This is a genomic window from Streptomyces plumbidurans, from assembly GCF_019857225.1.
In the GTDB taxonomy this organism is placed as follows: domain Bacteria; phylum Actinomycetota; class Actinomycetes; order Streptomycetales; family Streptomycetaceae; genus Streptomyces; species Streptomyces plumbidurans.
The window spans coordinates 109,286-123,863 of record NZ_JAFJSY010000011.1 but is presented as its reverse complement, the minus strand read 5'-3'; the positions used below and the strand labels follow the sequence as shown (position 1 = coordinate 123,863).

Genomic DNA, 14,578 nt, shown 5'->3' with positions numbered 1-14,578 from the left:
AATCGCCATAATCGTTCCCATGGTGCATCAACACAGCTCACAGGCCCGTCTGTCACCGTCCAGTGACACAGAAGACATGGTGATGTTGCTGGCTCCGCGCCTCGCCCACTTCGCAGGGGTGGCGCGCACCGAGCACGTCACCCGGGCCGCGCAGGAACTCCAGGTGCCGCAGTCGACCCTCTCGCGCGCCATGGTCCGGCTGGAACAGGACCTGGGCGTCGACCTGTTCGCCCGCCACGGCCGCACACTCTCCCTCACCCCGGCCGGCCGCACCTTCCTCGGTTCGGTCGAACCGGCCCTCGCCGAGATCGGGCGGGCCGCCGAGGAGGTCCGCGCCGACGCCGACCCGTCCACCGGCAAGGTCGCCTTCGGCTTCCTGCACACGATGGGCGCGGAGACGGTCCCGGGGCTGCTGCAGGCCTTCCGCGTGGATCATCCGCGCATCCGCTTCAGCCTGGTCCAGAACTACGGCGAGGCGATGCTGGAGAAGCTGCGGGCGGGTGAACTCGACCTGTGCCTGACCTCGCCGGTCCCGGACGCCCCCGGCCTGGTGGCGCGCCGTCTCGACGAGCAGAAGCTGCGCCTGGTCGTCCCCGCCGACCACCGCCTCGCGGGCCGCCGCCGCATCCGGCTGGCCGAGGCGGCCGAGGAGACCTTCGTGACCCTCGAACCGGGTTACGGCCTGCGCCGTATCACCGACCATCTCTGCGAGGAGGCCGGGTTCCGGCCCAGGACCGCCTTCGAGGGGGAGGAGACGGAGACCCTGCGAGGTCTGGTCGCCGCGGGTCTCGGCGTCGCCCTGCTGCCGCCACCGACCGTGCCCCGTCCGGGAGTTGTGGAGCTGGCGATCACCGGGCAGCGCGCGGTCCGGGAGATCGGGGTGGCCTGGCTGGAGGACCGTCCCGACACCCCTCCCGTGGCCGCCTTCAAGAAGTTCCTGCTCTCCAGAAGGGGCAGCCTGCTGCCGGACTGACGTGCCTGCCGGGGGTTGTGTGTCTGCCGGGCCTGGCTGCCGCCCGGGCTGGCGTGTGTCTCGGGCCTGTGGGTCGGCCGGACTGGCGTGTGCCCCGGGCTGGCGTGCCGTCCGGGCTGGCCTGCGGGTCGGCCGGGCTGGCGTGCCGCCCGGAGTCGTCTGCGTCCCGGGCCCGCGTGCCACTCGGGTCGGCGTGCCGTCCGGAGTGGTGTGTGTCTCGGGCCTGCGTGCCGCTCGGGTTTGCGTGTGTCCCGGGCCGGCGTGCCGTCCGGAGGGGCGTGTGTCTCGGGCCTGCGTGCCGCTCGGGCCCGCGTGCAGCTTGGAGTGGCGTGTGTCCCGGGCTGGCGTGCCGTCCGGAGGGGCGTGTGTCCTCGGGCCCGTGTGCCGCTCGGGCTTGCGTGTGTCCCGGGTTTGCGTGTGTCCCGGGCTGGCGTGCCGTCCGGAGGGGCGTGTGTCCTCGGGCCCGTGTGCCGCTCGGGCTTGCGTGTGTCCCGGGTTTGCGTGTGTCCCGGGCTGGCGTGCCGTCCGGAGGGGCGTGTGTCCTCGGGCCCGTGTGCCGCTCGGGCTTGCGTGTGTCCCGGGTTTGCGTGTGTCCCGGGCTGGCGTGCCGTCCGGAGGGGCGTGTGTCCTCGGGCCCGTGTGCCGCTCGGGCTTGCGTGTGTCCCGGGTTTGCGTGTGTCCCGGGCTGGCGTGCCGTCCGGAGGGGCGTGTGTCCTCGGGCCCGTGTGCCGCTCGGGCTTGCGTGTGTCCCGGGTTTGCGTGTGTCCCGGGCTGGCGTGCCGTCCGGAGGGGCGTGTGTCCTCGGGCCCGTGTGCCGCTCGGGCCCGCGTGCAGCTTGGAGTGGCGTGTGTCCCGGGCTGGCGTGCCGTCCGGAGGGGCGTGTGTCCTCGGGCCCGTGTGCCGCTCGGGCTTGCGTGTGTCCCGGGTTTGCGTGTGTCCCGGGCTGGCGTGCCGTCCGGAGGGGCGTGTGTCCTCGGGCCCGTGTGCCGCTCGGGCCCGCGTGCAGCTTGGAGTGGCGTGTGTCCCGGGCCTGCGTGCCGCTCGGGCCCGCGTGCAGCTTGGAGTGGCGTGTGTCCCGGGCTGGCGTGCCGTCCGGAGGGGCGTGTGTCCTCGGGCCTGTGTGCCGCTCGGGCTTGCGTGTGTCCCGGGCTGGCGTGCCGTCCGGAGGGGCGTGTGTCCTCGGGCCCGCGTGCCGCTCGGGCCCGCGTGCCGCTCGGGCCCGCGTGCAGCTTGGAGTGGCGTGTGTCCCGGGCCTGCCCGGACTGGCGTGTGTCCCGGGCCCGTGTGTCGCCCGGACTGGCGTGTGTCCCGGGCTTGCGTGCCGCCCGGGGTGGCGTGTCCGCCGCGCCTGCGTGCCGCCCGGTCTGGCGCGTCCGCCCGGACCGGCATGTGTCCCGCGCCCGCGTGCCCCCGGACCGGCGCCGCCCCGCGCCGTTCAGCGGCGCAGCGACTTGCCGAACCCCGCGGCGAGCGGCATCCGCAGGCCCAGCGGGGGCGGCGCCGCGAAGGCGTCCTCGACAGGCCGGGAGAAGCGCCTGCCGAACAGGCTGCCGATCACGAAGTTCTCGGCCAGCGCGTGGACTTCGCTGCGGTACTGGTGCAACCCGTGGCCGTCGGCGTGGACTTCGAACCGGCACACGTCGCGGTTGGCCTTCTTCGCCCGGGCCGCAAGCCTGAACGACAGCTCGGGGTCGGTGCGTTCGTCCTTCGTGCCGTGCACGATCAGCACCTGACGCCCCACCAGTTGCTTCACCGGTTCGGGCGAGGCGGCCACGTCCTCCTCGGGCAGCCAGGGGGCGATCGCCAGTACGGAACCGACGGCCTCGTGCCCGCCCGCGCGCAGCGCGGCCCGGCCGCCCATGTCGAGGCCGACCAGGCACACGGGGACGTCCCCGTAGCGCCGTACGACCTCGTCGGCCGCCCAGGTGGCGTCCTGGGCCAGGTGCGCCTCGCTGCCGTTCCAGCCGCGCCAGCGGTAGTGGACGACGTGGGTGGCCAGGCCCTCCGCCCGGCCCGCGCGGGCCAGCCGGCGGCCCAGCGCGCGTACGGATGCGGTCGCCAGCACGGGGGACGGTCGGCGGGCCGACTCCTCGGCGCCGCCGGGGAGCAGCAGGACCACTCCGCTCACCGCCGTGGGCTCCTGGCCGAGCGCCCGCCCCAACCGGGCCTGAACCGGCATCGCTTGGTGTGCCATGACAGAACAGTGTCAGAAGCGCCGGTGTACCTCACCCGTCCTTGCGGTCACCGTTACATATCGACGGTCCTGTACACCAAGTGATCTACGCGCGTAGGAGGTAGAGTGCGGAAATGACGAGCCAGACCAAGTCGAACACCCCGACGCCGGACCAGATCCGCCGGGCGCCGAAGGTCCTGCTGCACGACCACCTCGACGGCGGCCTCCGCCCCGGGACGATCGTCGAACTCGCCCAGGAACAGGGCTACTCACGCCTCCCGGAGACCGACCCCGGCAAGCTCGGGATCTGGTTCCGCGAGGCCGCCGACTCCGGTTCGCTTGAGCGCTATCTGGAGACCTTCTCCCACACCGTCGGCGTCATGCAGACCCGGGACGCGCTCGTCAGGGTCGCCCGCGAGTGCGCGGAGGACCTCGCCGAGGACGGTGTGGTCTACGCCGAGGTGCGCTACGCCCCCGAACAGCACCTGGAGGGCGGCCTCAGCCTCGAAGAGGTCGTCGAGGCGGTCAACGAGGGCTTCCGGGAAGGGGAACGGCTCGCCCGGGAGAGCGGCCACCGCATCCGCGTCGGCGCCCTGCTGACCGCGATGCGGCACGCGGCCCGTTCCCTGGAGAGCGCCGAACTCGCCAACCGCTACCGGGATCTGGGCGTCGTCGGCTTCGACATCGCGGGCGCGGAGGCCGGTTACCCGCCCACCCGGCACCTCGACGCCTTCGAGTACCTCAAGCGCGAGAACAACCACTTCACCATCCACGCCGGGGAGGCCTTCGGACTGCCGTCCATCTGGCAGGCGCTGCAGTGGTGCGGCGCCGACCGGCTCGGGCACGGGGTGCGCATCATCGACGACATCCAGGTGCGCCCCGACGGCACGGTGAAGCTCGGGCGCCTCGCCTCCTACGTACGGGACAAGCGCATCCCGCTGGAACTGTGCCCCAGCTCCAACCTGCAGACCGGCGCGGCGTCGTCGTATTCCGAGCATCCGATCGGGCTGCTGCGCAGGCTGCACTTCCGTGCGACCGTGAATACGGACAATCGGCTGATGTCGGGCACCGGTATGAGCCGGGAATTCGAGCACCTTGTCGAGGCGTTCGGTTATTCGCTCGATGACATGCAGTGGTTCTCCGTCAATGCGATGAAATCAGCGTTCATTCCTTTCGATGAACGACTGGCGATGATCAATGACGTGATCAAGCCCGGATATGCCGAGTTGAAGTCCGAATGGCTGTTCCAGCAGACCGCCTCGACCAGCGATTCTGCGCCCCGGGAGAGCTGATCCCGGATTTCGGGGTGTGTGGCATGCGGACGGGTATTCACAACCCGTCCGCATTTTGATGTTTGCGGCGGACGGCTGTGCGTGTTTACGGTCGTGGCACCGCTCACATCCCCATAACCCCATTTCGAGGACGCATTTTCATGAAGCAGTCTGCTGCCAAGACCCTCGGTGTCGCCGCTCTCGGTGCCGCCTTCGCCGCCGCGGGTGCGGGCGCCGCGAACGCGGCCCCGGCGCTTCCGGACGCAGGCGGGACGCTGGACAGCGTCACCAGCCAGCTCCCGGCGCAGAACGTCTCCCAGGCGCTGCCGGGTGCCCAGGCGGCCGTGGCTCAGGGCAAGCCCACCATCGAGCGCGGTCTCGCCTCCGTGCAGCCGGCCGCCCAGCGGGCCATCGCCGACGGTCCGTCCACCCCGGTCGCCGGGCTGCTCGGCGGTCTGCCCGTGCAGGGCGGCGTGCCGGTGAAGGGCCTGCCGCTCGGCGGCTGATCCCTGCGCACAACGCGCCGATGGGGCGCACCCCCTTGGACCGGGGTGCGCCCCATCGGCGTTCGTACGGCCGGTGATCACCAGGCGGCGCGGGCCGCGGCCTTCTCCTCGGAGGGCAGCAGGATCCACAGCGCTATGTAGACCAGGAACTGCGGGCCCGGCAGCAGGCACGAGACCAGGAAGATCACACGCATCGTGGTCGCAGAGGTGCCGAAGCGCCGCGCCAGGCCGGCGCACACGCCGCCGATCATGCGGCCGTGGGTGGGGCGGACGAGGGCGGACATGTGCGGCTCCTTCGTGAGCGTCGTCTGAGGCGGCCCGTACGGCTTCCTCATCTGCCTTCAACGCTACGTCGACGAAGGGGGCAAAGCGTCGCTCTATGGTGCGATACCGACCCTGGGAAACGTCGGGGTTCGACCCTGAGCCGCTTCCTCCTGACGGACGGCGGCCCGCTCCTGCCGCTCGGACCTGCGGCGGAGCCCGGACCGGGACGCGGGGACGACCGCGAGGTGCGCGAGGGCCACGCCCACGGTGTTCAGCAGCAGCGAGTCCACGTCGGGGACCCGGCCCGGCACCCCGGTCTGCAGCAGGAGGATGCCCAGCGAGACCAGGAAGCCCGCGGCGACCGTCCGCATGAAGCTGGCGAACGGGACGGCCCGGATCCTGCCGTGCGCCATCGGCAGCAGCACGCCGAGCGGCGCGAGAAGGGCGAGACCCTCGGCGATACGACAGGCCGCGGCCGGCCCGCCCAGGGCGAGATCGGCCCGTACGCCGGCGAACGGCTGCAGGTTGGGGGGCGTCACCCAGGGCACATCCAGCGGACGCAGCGTGAGCCAGGCGACGAATGCCAGGTGCGCGACCAGGAGGACACCTCCTGTCACACGGATGCGGATCTCGGCGCTGCCGCCGATGGAGCCTTCACGCTGCACGCCCCCCAAGACGCGGCCTCCGGCAGGATCGGTTCCGCGTTGCCCCGAGGTACGTGTGTGAGTCCTGCGCCACACGCCCTGGCGCGGCCCGGTCAGCCGTCCGTGACCTGGCTCGACGGCGGCTGCGCGGTGCCCGGGCGGGAGCGGACCTCGTCCGTGCACTCGTAGCGGCGCAGCGGCTCGCGCCCCGGGCCGCCGAGGACGACCGAGCCGTCGCCCTCGGCCGCGGCCGAGTCGGAGAACGTGCAGACGACCTGGGCGAGCGCGAAGGACGTGAGGTCGGCGGGCGGGGTGCTCAGCCGGAGCGCGTCCTCGGGGTCCCCGGCGTGCGGGCCGCCGACGTTCATGCCGCCGCGCACGTCCGTGGTGTACCCGGCCTCCTTCTCGGCGGCCGAAGGAGTCGCCGCGAGCTGGTCCAGCAGCCCCTGCGCCACCAGCACCCGGCGCTGCGAGTCCGCGGTGCCGTCCGGCACCCGTACCGTCCGGTCCACGGCGACCAGCGACGCGCCGCACAGCAGGAACACCTGCACCGCCAGCCCGCGCGGGGCCTGCGTCGAGACGTCCGGCCCGGCGAGCGAGCACTGCACCTTCGAGGGCGCCGCCCCGAAGTCGGTCGGCACCTGGGTGGAGCGGATGCCGCACCCGGCCAGCAGCACGGCCAGCACGGGGAGGGCCAGCAGACGTCGTACGACCATCACGCGTCCCCGTTCTTCGCCGTGTCCTTCTCGGACTCCTCCGCGAGCTCCGACGCGTCCCGCGGCAGCCGCAGCGTGAACACCGCACCCCCCTCGGGGGAGTTCGCGGCGGTGATCTCACCGCCGTGGATGTGGGCGTTCTCCATCGCGATGGACAGGCCCAGGCCGCTGCCGTCGGAGCGTGGCCGGGAGGCGCTGGCCTTGTAGAAGCGGTCGAAGACGTGCGGCAGCACATCCTCGGCGATGCCGGGCCCGTGGTCCCGTACCGCGATGACGACCTCGGCCTGCTCTCCGGCGCTCGCGTCCGACGCGCGCACCGCGACCCGCACCGGGGAGCCGCCGTGCTTGAGCGCGTTGCCGATGAGGTTGGCCAGGATCACGTCGAGGCGGCGCGGGTCGAGCCGGGCGTGGATGCCGCGCTCGGCGTCCAGTTCCACCGCGTCCAGCCAGGCCCGCGCGTCGATGCAGGCGGTGATCTGGTCGGCGATGTCGACGTCGTCCAGGACGAGGCGGGCGGTGCCCGCGTCGAAGCGGGTGACCTCCATCAGGTTCTCGACGAGGTCGTTGAGCCGCCGGGTCTCGCTGACGACGAGCCGTACGGCGGGTTCGATCATCGGGTCCATCGACCCGGTCTCCGCCTCCAGCTCCTCCTCCAGGATCTCGGTCACGGCGGTGATCGCGGTGAGCGGCGTACGCAGTTCATGGCTCATGTCCGCGACGAAGCGCCGGGACGCCTCGTCGCGTGCGGCCATGTCGTCGACCCGTTTCTCCAGCGCCTCGGCCGCGTGGTTGAACGTCCGTGACAGATCGGCGAGTTCGTCGGTGCCGGACACCCTGAGCCTGGTGTCCAGCTTGCCCTCGCCGAGCCGCCGCGCGGCGACCCCGAGGCGCTGCACGGGCTTGAGCACGGTCGAGGCGGCGGCCTGCGCGAGCAGCGCAGAACCGATCAGCGCCAGCCCGGTGGCGATCCCCAGCGACCAGGCAAGGGAGTTGAGGTCCTTGGCCTCCGGCTCCAGCGACTTGAGCATGTAGCCGGTCGCCCCGCCGTCGATCACCCGCGTGCCCGCCACGAGATACGGCGTGCCGTGCTCGACGACGCGCTGCCAGTACAGGTGGTAGGCGTACTTGTTGCCGGAGTCGGCGTCGACTGACTGCTTCTTGTTCACCGCCGCCCGCAGCGAAGCGGGCACGTCCTGCAGCGAGAAGCCATCGAGACCGCCCGAACTGCCGTACACCGTCCGGCCGTTGTCGTCCTCGGCGACGAGCAGCACGCTGAAGCGCTGGCTGGAGTTGGCCATCTGGCCCGCCGTGCGCTGCAGTTCGTCCTGGGAGGGGTGCGAGGGCAGGGTGCCCGCGCGGTTCTGCATGGCCTGCTTGAAGTCGCCGAGCACGGCGTCCTGGGTGCGGGTGAGCACGGCCTCGCGGTTGAGCCAGTACGCGATCCCGGACGCGGACACCGCCGCGGTCAGTGCCACCAGCCCGAACACCACGACCAGGCGCAGCCGCAGACTGGTGAAGCGCAGTCGTGACAGATGTCCCTTGCGGGTCGCGGCCCAGCCGCGAACTCCCCCTTGCGCTGGTGTCACTGAGGGGTGTCCAGCCGGTAGCCCACGCCACGCACGGTACGGATCAGCGTCGGGGACGATGGCACGTCCTCGACCTTGGCCCGCAGCCGCTGGACGCACGCGTCCACCAGCCGGGAGTCGCCGAGGTAGTCGTGCTCCCACACCAGCCGCAGCAACTGCTGCCGCGACAGGGCCTGACCGGGCCTGCGGCTCAGTTCGAGCAGCAGCCTGAGCTCGGTCGGGGTGAGCTGCAGGTCCTCGCCGTTCTTGGTCACGGTCATGGCGGCGCGGTCGATCACCAGGCTGCCGAAGCTCGCCGAGTCGTTCGACTCCCGCTCCCCGCGCCGCAGTACGGCCCGGATCCGGGCGTCGAGCACCCGCCCCTGGACCGGTTTGACGACATAGTCGTCGGCGCCGGACTCCAGGCCCACCACCACGTCGATGTCGTCGCTCCGCGCGGTCAGCAGGATGATGGGCAGCTGGTCGGTGCGCCGGATGCGCCGGCACACCTCGAACCCGTCGATGCCGGGCAGCATCACGTCCAGCACGATCAGGTCCGGTCGTTGCTCGCGCAGCAGCTTCAGACCGTCCTCACCGGTGGCAGCAGTGGCAACCCGGTGGCCCTGGCGCGTCAGGGACAGCTCCAGGGCCGTACGGATGGCGTCGTCGTCCTCGATCAGCAACAGGGAAGGCACGGGCTCATTCTGGCCCATGGCAGGCCAGGGTTTCGACTCCTGTACGAGTACGTGCACGTACAGCTCCTCTCTGTGACGGTGCTGTGCTCGTCGTACGAGGGACCCCTGTGACAGGTCTGTGACAGTCGGCGGACACGGCGATGAAGGTGCCGGGGCAAGCTTTTCGGCACAGGCAAGGAAGCACCGCCTGAGAAGACCGAACACCGGAAGTCCACGACGGGGGGCGCGAGATGAACACGCTGCACGGCACCAGCATCAGCGCAGTGATCACGCGTCTGCACGACGTGAACGGGGGCCGGGGTTCAGAGAAGTCCGGTGCCGTGAGCGGGCGGGGGTGCGCTCGCGGCACCGGGCGTCAGCACACCGGGTACATGTCGGTGGTTGACACCACGGGGGAAACGCACGGGGGCAGCGCGTACGGGGAGGACCCGGGGGAGCGCCGTTCGCTGTCGGAAGCGGAGTTCACCGCCTACGTCCAGGAGCGCCGCGCCTCCCTGTACGCCACCGCCTACCACCTGACCGGCGACCGCTTCGAGGCCGAGGACCTGCTGCAGAGCGCGCTGTTCTCGACGTACCGGGCCTGGGACCGGATCAGCGACAAGGCGGCGGTCGGCGGGTATCTGCGACGCACGATGACCAATCTGCACATCAGCGCGTGGCGCCGCCGCAAGCTGAACGAGTACCCGACCGAGGAACTGCCGGAGACGCCCGGCGACACGGACGCGATGCGCGGCACCGAACTGCGCGCGGTCCTGTGGCAGGCGCTCGCCCGGCTGCCCGAACTCCAGCGCACCATGCTGGTCCTGCGCTATTACGAGGGCCGCACGGACCCGGAGATCGCGGAGATCCTCGACATCAGTGTCGGCACGGTGAAGTCCAGCATCTGGCGGTCGCTCCGCCGGCTGCGCGAGGACGAGGTCCTCAGCTTCGGCCGTGACGAGGAGGACGCCTTCGGGGAGCTCGTCGCCTGAGGGTCGGGGGGACACGGGGGAAAGTACCGGGGGAACGGTCGCCGGGGGGACCCACGGGGGAAACGGGGGTCACGGGGGACCGGCACAGGTGGTCCGGGGGGAGCACCACGGGGGAACGGGGGAGAGCGGGACTGGAGGGCCGGGGGGTCCGTCCAGTCCCGCTTTTCGTGTCTGCCGTGCGGCGGTCGCTCAGGTCGTGCGCGCCGCTGCCGGGCGGCGGCCCACCGCGGCGGCGGCCATCCGGCTCAGGGCCTCGTCGCGGTCGCAGGCGTGGGCGCCGAGCGCCGTCTGCCGGGCGATGATCGAACGTTCCTGCCGCATCAGCCGCCAGCCGCGGCGGAGCAGGAACGGCACCGACTTGCGGCCCTCCCTGAGGTCGCGCAGGAAGCGGCGGCGGAAGGTGCGCATCGGGCCGCGGTTCAGGCACAGGGCGTCCGCCAGCAGCCCTGCCCGCCGGCAGTGCTCGACGATCTCGGCCGCGAAGATGCCCTCCGCGATGAACAGCGGTGTCCGCCCGATGTCCACGCTCTCCTCGCCGGTGCGGGCGCTGAGCGAGAGGTCGTACACGGGGACGTTCGTACGGCCTGTGCGGCACAGCTCCGCTATCGCGGCGACGGCCATGTCCGCGTCCCAGGAGCCGGGATGGTCCCAGTCGATGTCCCGGCTGCCCGCGACCAGCGGCAGCGTCGGGTCCTCGCCCTCCTTGTAGAAGTCGTCGAGGCGCAGCACGGGGAGCCCGGAGCGGGCGGCGACCAGGGACTTGCCCGAGCCCGAGGGGCCGCAGAGCAGCACGACGCGGGCGGGCGGGGAGGGAAGGTTGCTCACGGGACACCAGTTTGACGCATTCCGTACGCCCTGCCGACCCCGCGGGTCGGCTTTTGAGCGTGCGTCACACCTCAACTACCCTTCGTGTCGTTCTGATTACTCTGCGAACTCGAAGGTGGCCGCACCCATGGCACGACACTCGTCCCCCCTCAACTCCACCGCGGCGCGCGCCCTGATCGCCCTCGCGACCGCCTCGGCCGCTCTGGGGGCGGGCGCGGCGACCGCGTCCGCGGCCCCCGCCGTGCCGCAGGTGGGCCCGCTGAACGGCGTCGGGGGCGACATCACGATCCTGAGGGGCGCCGCCGGCGACCCGCACGGCAACGGCGTGGACATCCCGCTCTCCCAGCTGACCGGCCCGGTCACGCAGACCGGCCCGGTCGGTGCCGTACCGGCGCTGGAAGGCGTCGCGGGACTGCTGGGCGGCGGCGCGAGCGGCCTGTCCTGACCGCGCACAGGAGAGAGCCGCGTTCTCCCCGGACGGAGGGAGGACGCGGCTCTCGGTCTGCCGGAGCGGACGGGCTCAGTACGACGAGCCGGACGCGCCCAGCGCGCCCGTCGGGTGCCAGACGGTCTTCGTCTCCAGGAACGCCGTCATGCGCTCCGTCCCCGGCGTCGCCGCCCAGTCGGCTCCGTCCACAGGCTGTGGACGAAGAACCCGCTTCAGATTGTCGGCGGCCGCGATCTCCAGCTCCTTCGCCAGGCCATCGTCGGTGCCGGCGCCCGCGAGGTCGATCGCGTTGACGTCCTGGTGCGCGGCGAGCGGCGTCGCGATCTCCGCCGTACGGCCGGACAGGACGTTGACGACACCGCCGGGCAGGTCGGAGGTGGCCAGCACCTCGCCCAGCGACAGGGCGGGCAGCGGGGCCCGCTCGCTCGCGACCACGATCGCGGTGTTGCCGGTCGCGATCACCGGGGCGATCACCGAGACCAGGCCCAGGAAGGACGACTCCTGCGGTGCGAGGACCACGACCACACCCGTCGGCTCCGGCGAGGAGAGGTTGAAGAACGGGCCCGCGACCGGGTTGCCGCCGCCCACGACCTGGGCGATCTTGTCGGTCCAGCCCGCGTACCAGACCCAGCGGTCGATCGCGGCGTCGACGACGGCGGCCGCCTTCGGCTTCGACAGCCCCTCCGACTCGGCGACCTCACGGACGAACTGCTCCTTGCGGCCCTCCAGCATCTCCGCGACGCGGTAGAGGACTTGGCCGCGGTTGTAGGCCGTCGCGCCGGACCAGCCGCCGAACGCCTTGCGGGCGGCGACCACCGCGTCACGGGCGTCCTTGCGGGACGAAAGGGGCACGTTCGCCAGCCAGTTGCCCTTCTTGTCGGTCACCTCGTACACCCGGCCGCTCTCGGAACGCGGGAACTTCCCGCCCACGTACAGCTTGTAGGTCTTGAAAACAGACAGGCGCTCAACTGCACTCATTTATCGCTCGCCCTCCGGGCTCGACGGGGCGAGGTACGCCTCCAGGCCGTGGCGACCGCCCTCGCGGCCGAAGCCCGACTCCTTGTAGCCGCCGAACGGCGAGGTCGGGTCGAACTTGTTGAACGTGTTGGACCAGATGACGCCCGCCCGGAGCTTGTTCGCGACCGCGAGGATGCGCGAACCCTTCTCCGTCCAGATGCCCGCCGACAGGCCGTACGGCGTGTTGTTCGCCTTGGCGACCGCCTCGTCCGGGGTGCGGAAGGTGAGGACCGACAGCACCGGGCCGAAGATCTCGTCGCGGGCGATGGTGTGCGCCTGGGTGACGTTGGTGAACAGCGTCGGGGCGAACCAGTAACCGCTCTCCGGGAGTTCACAGGCCGGCGACCAGCGCTCGGCACCCTCCGCCTCGCCCCGCTCGACGAGCGCGGTGATACGGGAGAGCTGCTCCGCGGAGTTGATGGCGCCGATGTCGGTGTTCTTGTCCATCGGGTCGCCGAGCCGCAGCGTGGACAGCCGCCGCTTGAGGGAGTCGAGGAGTTCGTCCTCGATCGACTCCTGCACGAGCAGCCGGCTGCCGGCGCAGCAGACCTGGCCCTGGTTGAAGAAGATGCCGTTGACGATCCCCTCCACCGCCTGGTCGATCGGGGCGTCGTCGAAGACGATGTTGGCGCCCTTGCCGCCCAGTTCGAGGGTGAGCTTCTTGCGGGTGCCCGCGACCGTCCGCGCGATCTGCTTGCCGACGGCCGTGGAGCCGGTGAAGGCGACCTTGTTCACGTCCGGGTGCGCGACGAGCGCGGCGCCCGCGTCGCCGTATCCCGGAAGGATGTTGACGACGCCCTTCGGCAGGCCGGCCTGGCGGCAGATGTCCGCGAAGAAGAGCGCGGAGAGCGGGGTGGTCTCGGCGGGCTTCAGGACGACCGTGTTGCCCGTGGCCAGCGCGGGGGCGATCTTCCACGCCAGCATCAGCAGCGGGAAGTTCCACGGGATGACCTGGCCGGCCACGCCCAGCGGGCGCGGGTCGGCGCCGAAGCCGGCGTGGTCGAGCTTGTCGGCCCAGCCCGCGTAGTAGAAGAAGTGCGCGGCGACCAGCGGGAGGTCCGCGTCGCGCGTCTCCCTGATCGGCTTGCCGTTGTCCAGCGTCTCCAGGACGGCCAGCTCACGGCTGCGCTCCTGGATGATACGGGCGATGCGGAACAGGTACTTGGCGCGCTCGGCACCGGGCAGCGCCGACCACTTCTCGAAGGCCCTGCGCGCGGCCTTCACCGCGCGGTCCACGTCCGCCTCGCCCGCCTGGGCGATCTCGGAGAGGACCTCCTCCGTCGACGGCGAGACGGTCTTGAAGACCTTGCCGTCGGCGGCCTCCGTGAACTCGCCGTCGATGAACAGGCCGTAGGACGGGGCGATGTCGGCGATCGAGCGGGACTCGGGCGCCGGGGCGTATTCGAAGACAGAAGCCATGGTGATCAGTCCACCGTCACATAGTCGGGGCCGGAGTAGCGGCCGGTGGCCAGCTTCTGACGCTGCATCAGCAGGTCGTTCAGAAGGGAGGAGGCGCCGAAGCGGAACCAGTGGTTGTCGAGCCAGTCCTCGCCCGCGGTCTCGTTGACCAGCACCAGGAACTTGATCGCGTCCTTGGACGTACGGATGCCGCCGGCCGGCTTCACCCCGACCTGCACCCCGGTCTGGGCGCGGAAGTCGCGCACCGCCTCCAGCATCAGCAGGGTGTTCGCCGGGGTCGCGTTCACCGCGACCTTGCCGGTGGAGGTCTTGATGAAGTCGGCGCCCGCCAACATGCCGAGCCAGCTCGCGCGCCGGATGTTGTCGTACGTGGACAGCTCGCCGGTCTCGAAGATGACCTTGAGGCGGGCGGCGGTCCCGCAGGCCTCCTTCACGGCGGTGATCTCGTCGTACACCTTGCTGTAGTCGCCCGCGAGGAACGCCCCGCGGTCGATGACCATGTCGATCTCGTCGGCGCCCGCGGCGACGGCCTCGCGCACGTCCGCCAGCTTCACCGAGAGCGGGGCGCGGCCCGCGGGGAAGGCGGTGGCGACCGAGGCGACCTTCACGGTCGAGCCGGCGACGGCCTCCTTGGCGACGGGCACCATGTCGGGGTAGACGCAGACGGCCGCGGTGGGCGGGGCCGTGCGGTCCGTCGGGTCGGGCCTCACCGCCTTGGCGCCGAGCGCCCGGACCTTGCCCGGGGTGTCCGCGCCTTCGAGCGTCGTCAGGTCGACCATCGAGATCGCGAGGTCGATCGCGTACGCCTTCGCGGTGGTCTTGATGGAACGGGTGCCGAGCGAGGCTGCGCGCGCCTCCAGGCCGACCGCGTCGACGCCGGGCAGCCCGTGCAGGAAGCGGCGCAGCGTGCGGTCGGACGCGGTGACGTCCGTCAGTGCGTGAGCTGCGGAGGGTGCATTAGTGGGCATGGTCACCAGACGAGCATATCTACGCGCGTAGCGGCTGTACAGCCCGGGGAGGGGGATCGCTGCGCGGGCTTGTCGGGAGGGAGGTGTGCCTTGCGCGCGGGGGGCTCGCGCTCTGGAGGGAGC

General features: G+C 71.6%; 15 protein-coding genes. 5 read left to right on the top strand and 10 right to left on the bottom strand.

What is annotated here, in order from left to right:
• Positions 1 to 19 precede the first annotated feature (19 nt).
• Positions 20 to 973, top strand: coding sequence for a LysR family transcriptional regulator (locus tag JYK17_RS10480; protein WP_222810227.1), 954 nt, complete (start codon positions 20 to 22; stop codon positions 971 to 973).
• 1,435 nt (positions 974 to 2,408) lie between these two features.
• Here JYK17_RS10480 and JYK17_RS10475 read toward each other — a convergent pair.
• A complete protein-coding gene (locus JYK17_RS10475; protein WP_108013132.1) occupies positions 2,409 to 3,167 on the bottom strand; it encodes a dienelactone hydrolase family protein in 759 nt (252 codons plus the stop codon).
• A 113-nt stretch (positions 3,168 to 3,280) separates the two neighbouring features.
• Here JYK17_RS10475 and JYK17_RS10470 point away from each other — a divergent pair, with 113 nt between their 5' ends.
• Both JYK17_RS10470 and JYK17_RS10465 read left to right on the top strand, forming a co-directional pair.
• Positions 3,281 to 4,438, top strand: coding sequence for an adenosine deaminase (locus JYK17_RS10470; RefSeq protein WP_222810226.1), 1,158 nt, complete (start codon positions 3,281 to 3,283; stop codon positions 4,436 to 4,438).
• Between the two features lie 140 nt (positions 4,439 to 4,578).
• Complete coding sequence (locus JYK17_RS10465; RefSeq protein ID WP_108013130.1) at positions 4,579 to 4,923, top strand: ATP-binding protein; 345 nt, start codon at positions 4,579 to 4,581, stop codon at positions 4,921 to 4,923.
• 77 nt (positions 4,924 to 5,000) lie between these two features.
• Here the strand turns inward: JYK17_RS10465 and JYK17_RS10460 are convergent, their stop codons facing one another.
• The 5 genes from JYK17_RS10460 to afsQ1 form a co-directional block, all read right to left on the bottom strand.
• A complete protein-coding gene (locus JYK17_RS10460; RefSeq protein WP_108013129.1) occupies positions 5,001 to 5,207 on the bottom strand; it encodes a PspC domain-containing protein in 207 nt (68 codons plus the stop codon).
• Between the two features lie 93 nt (positions 5,208 to 5,300).
• Complete coding sequence (locus JYK17_RS10455; protein ID WP_108013320.1) at positions 5,301 to 5,852, bottom strand: VanZ family protein; 552 nt, start codon at positions 5,850 to 5,852, stop codon at positions 5,301 to 5,303.
• 92 nt (positions 5,853 to 5,944) lie between these two features.
• Positions 5,945 to 6,547 carry a hypothetical protein gene (locus JYK17_RS10450; RefSeq protein WP_108013128.1) on the bottom strand — a complete coding sequence of 201 codons (603 nt, stop codon included), beginning with the start codon at positions 6,545 to 6,547 and terminating at the stop codon, positions 5,945 to 5,947.
• Positions 6,547 to 8,133 (bottom strand): ATP-binding protein, encoded by a 1,587-nt coding sequence (locus JYK17_RS10445; protein WP_108013127.1) that lies wholly within the window; start codon positions 8,131 to 8,133, stop codon positions 6,547 to 6,549. Before JYK17_RS10445 ends, JYK17_RS10450 begins: the two co-directional genes overlap by 1 nt.
• A complete protein-coding gene (afsQ1, locus tag JYK17_RS10440; protein WP_037782740.1) occupies positions 8,130 to 8,807 on the bottom strand; it encodes a two-component system response regulator AfsQ1 in 678 nt (225 codons plus the stop codon). Before afsQ1 ends, JYK17_RS10445 begins: the two co-directional genes overlap by 4 nt.
• Positions 8,808 to 9,037: 230 nt before the next feature.
• Between afsQ1 and JYK17_RS10435 the strand changes: the two genes are divergently transcribed.
• On the top strand, positions 9,038 to 9,778 hold the full coding sequence (locus tag JYK17_RS10435; protein ID WP_108013125.1) for a SigE family RNA polymerase sigma factor: 741 nt from the start codon (positions 9,038 to 9,040) through the stop codon (positions 9,776 to 9,778).
• A gap of 189 nt (positions 9,779 to 9,967) precedes the next feature.
• Here JYK17_RS10435 and JYK17_RS10430 read toward each other — a convergent pair whose 3' ends face one another.
• Positions 9,968 to 10,603, bottom strand: a complete 636-nt coding sequence (locus JYK17_RS10430; protein ID WP_234547925.1) for a uridine kinase family protein — start codon at positions 10,601 to 10,603, stop codon at positions 9,968 to 9,970.
• A 127-nt stretch (positions 10,604 to 10,730) separates the two neighbouring features.
• Between JYK17_RS10430 and JYK17_RS10425 the strand changes: the two genes are divergently transcribed.
• Complete coding sequence (locus JYK17_RS10425; RefSeq protein ID WP_108013123.1) at positions 10,731 to 11,048, top strand: hypothetical protein; 318 nt, start codon at positions 10,731 to 10,733, stop codon at positions 11,046 to 11,048.
• A gap of 75 nt (positions 11,049 to 11,123) precedes the next feature.
• Here JYK17_RS10425 and JYK17_RS10420 read toward each other — a convergent pair whose 3' ends face one another.
• From JYK17_RS10420 to deoC, 3 genes are read right to left on the bottom strand one after another with little or no spacing between them, the layout of a single operon-like run.
• Positions 11,124 to 12,029 (bottom strand): aldehyde dehydrogenase family protein, encoded by a 906-nt coding sequence (locus JYK17_RS10420; RefSeq protein WP_222810224.1) that lies wholly within the window; start codon positions 12,027 to 12,029, stop codon positions 11,124 to 11,126.
• The gene (locus JYK17_RS10415; protein WP_108013121.1) at positions 12,030 to 13,487 is read right to left on the bottom strand and encodes an aldehyde dehydrogenase family protein; all 1,458 of its coding nucleotides are present in this window, start codon (positions 13,485 to 13,487) and stop codon (positions 12,030 to 12,032) included.
• 5 nt (positions 13,488 to 13,492) lie between these two features.
• On the bottom strand, positions 13,493 to 14,455 hold the full coding sequence (gene deoC / locus JYK17_RS10410) for a deoxyribose-phosphate aldolase (protein WP_108013319.1): 963 nt from the start codon (positions 14,453 to 14,455) through the stop codon (positions 13,493 to 13,495).
• Positions 14,456 to 14,578 lie beyond the last annotated feature (123 nt).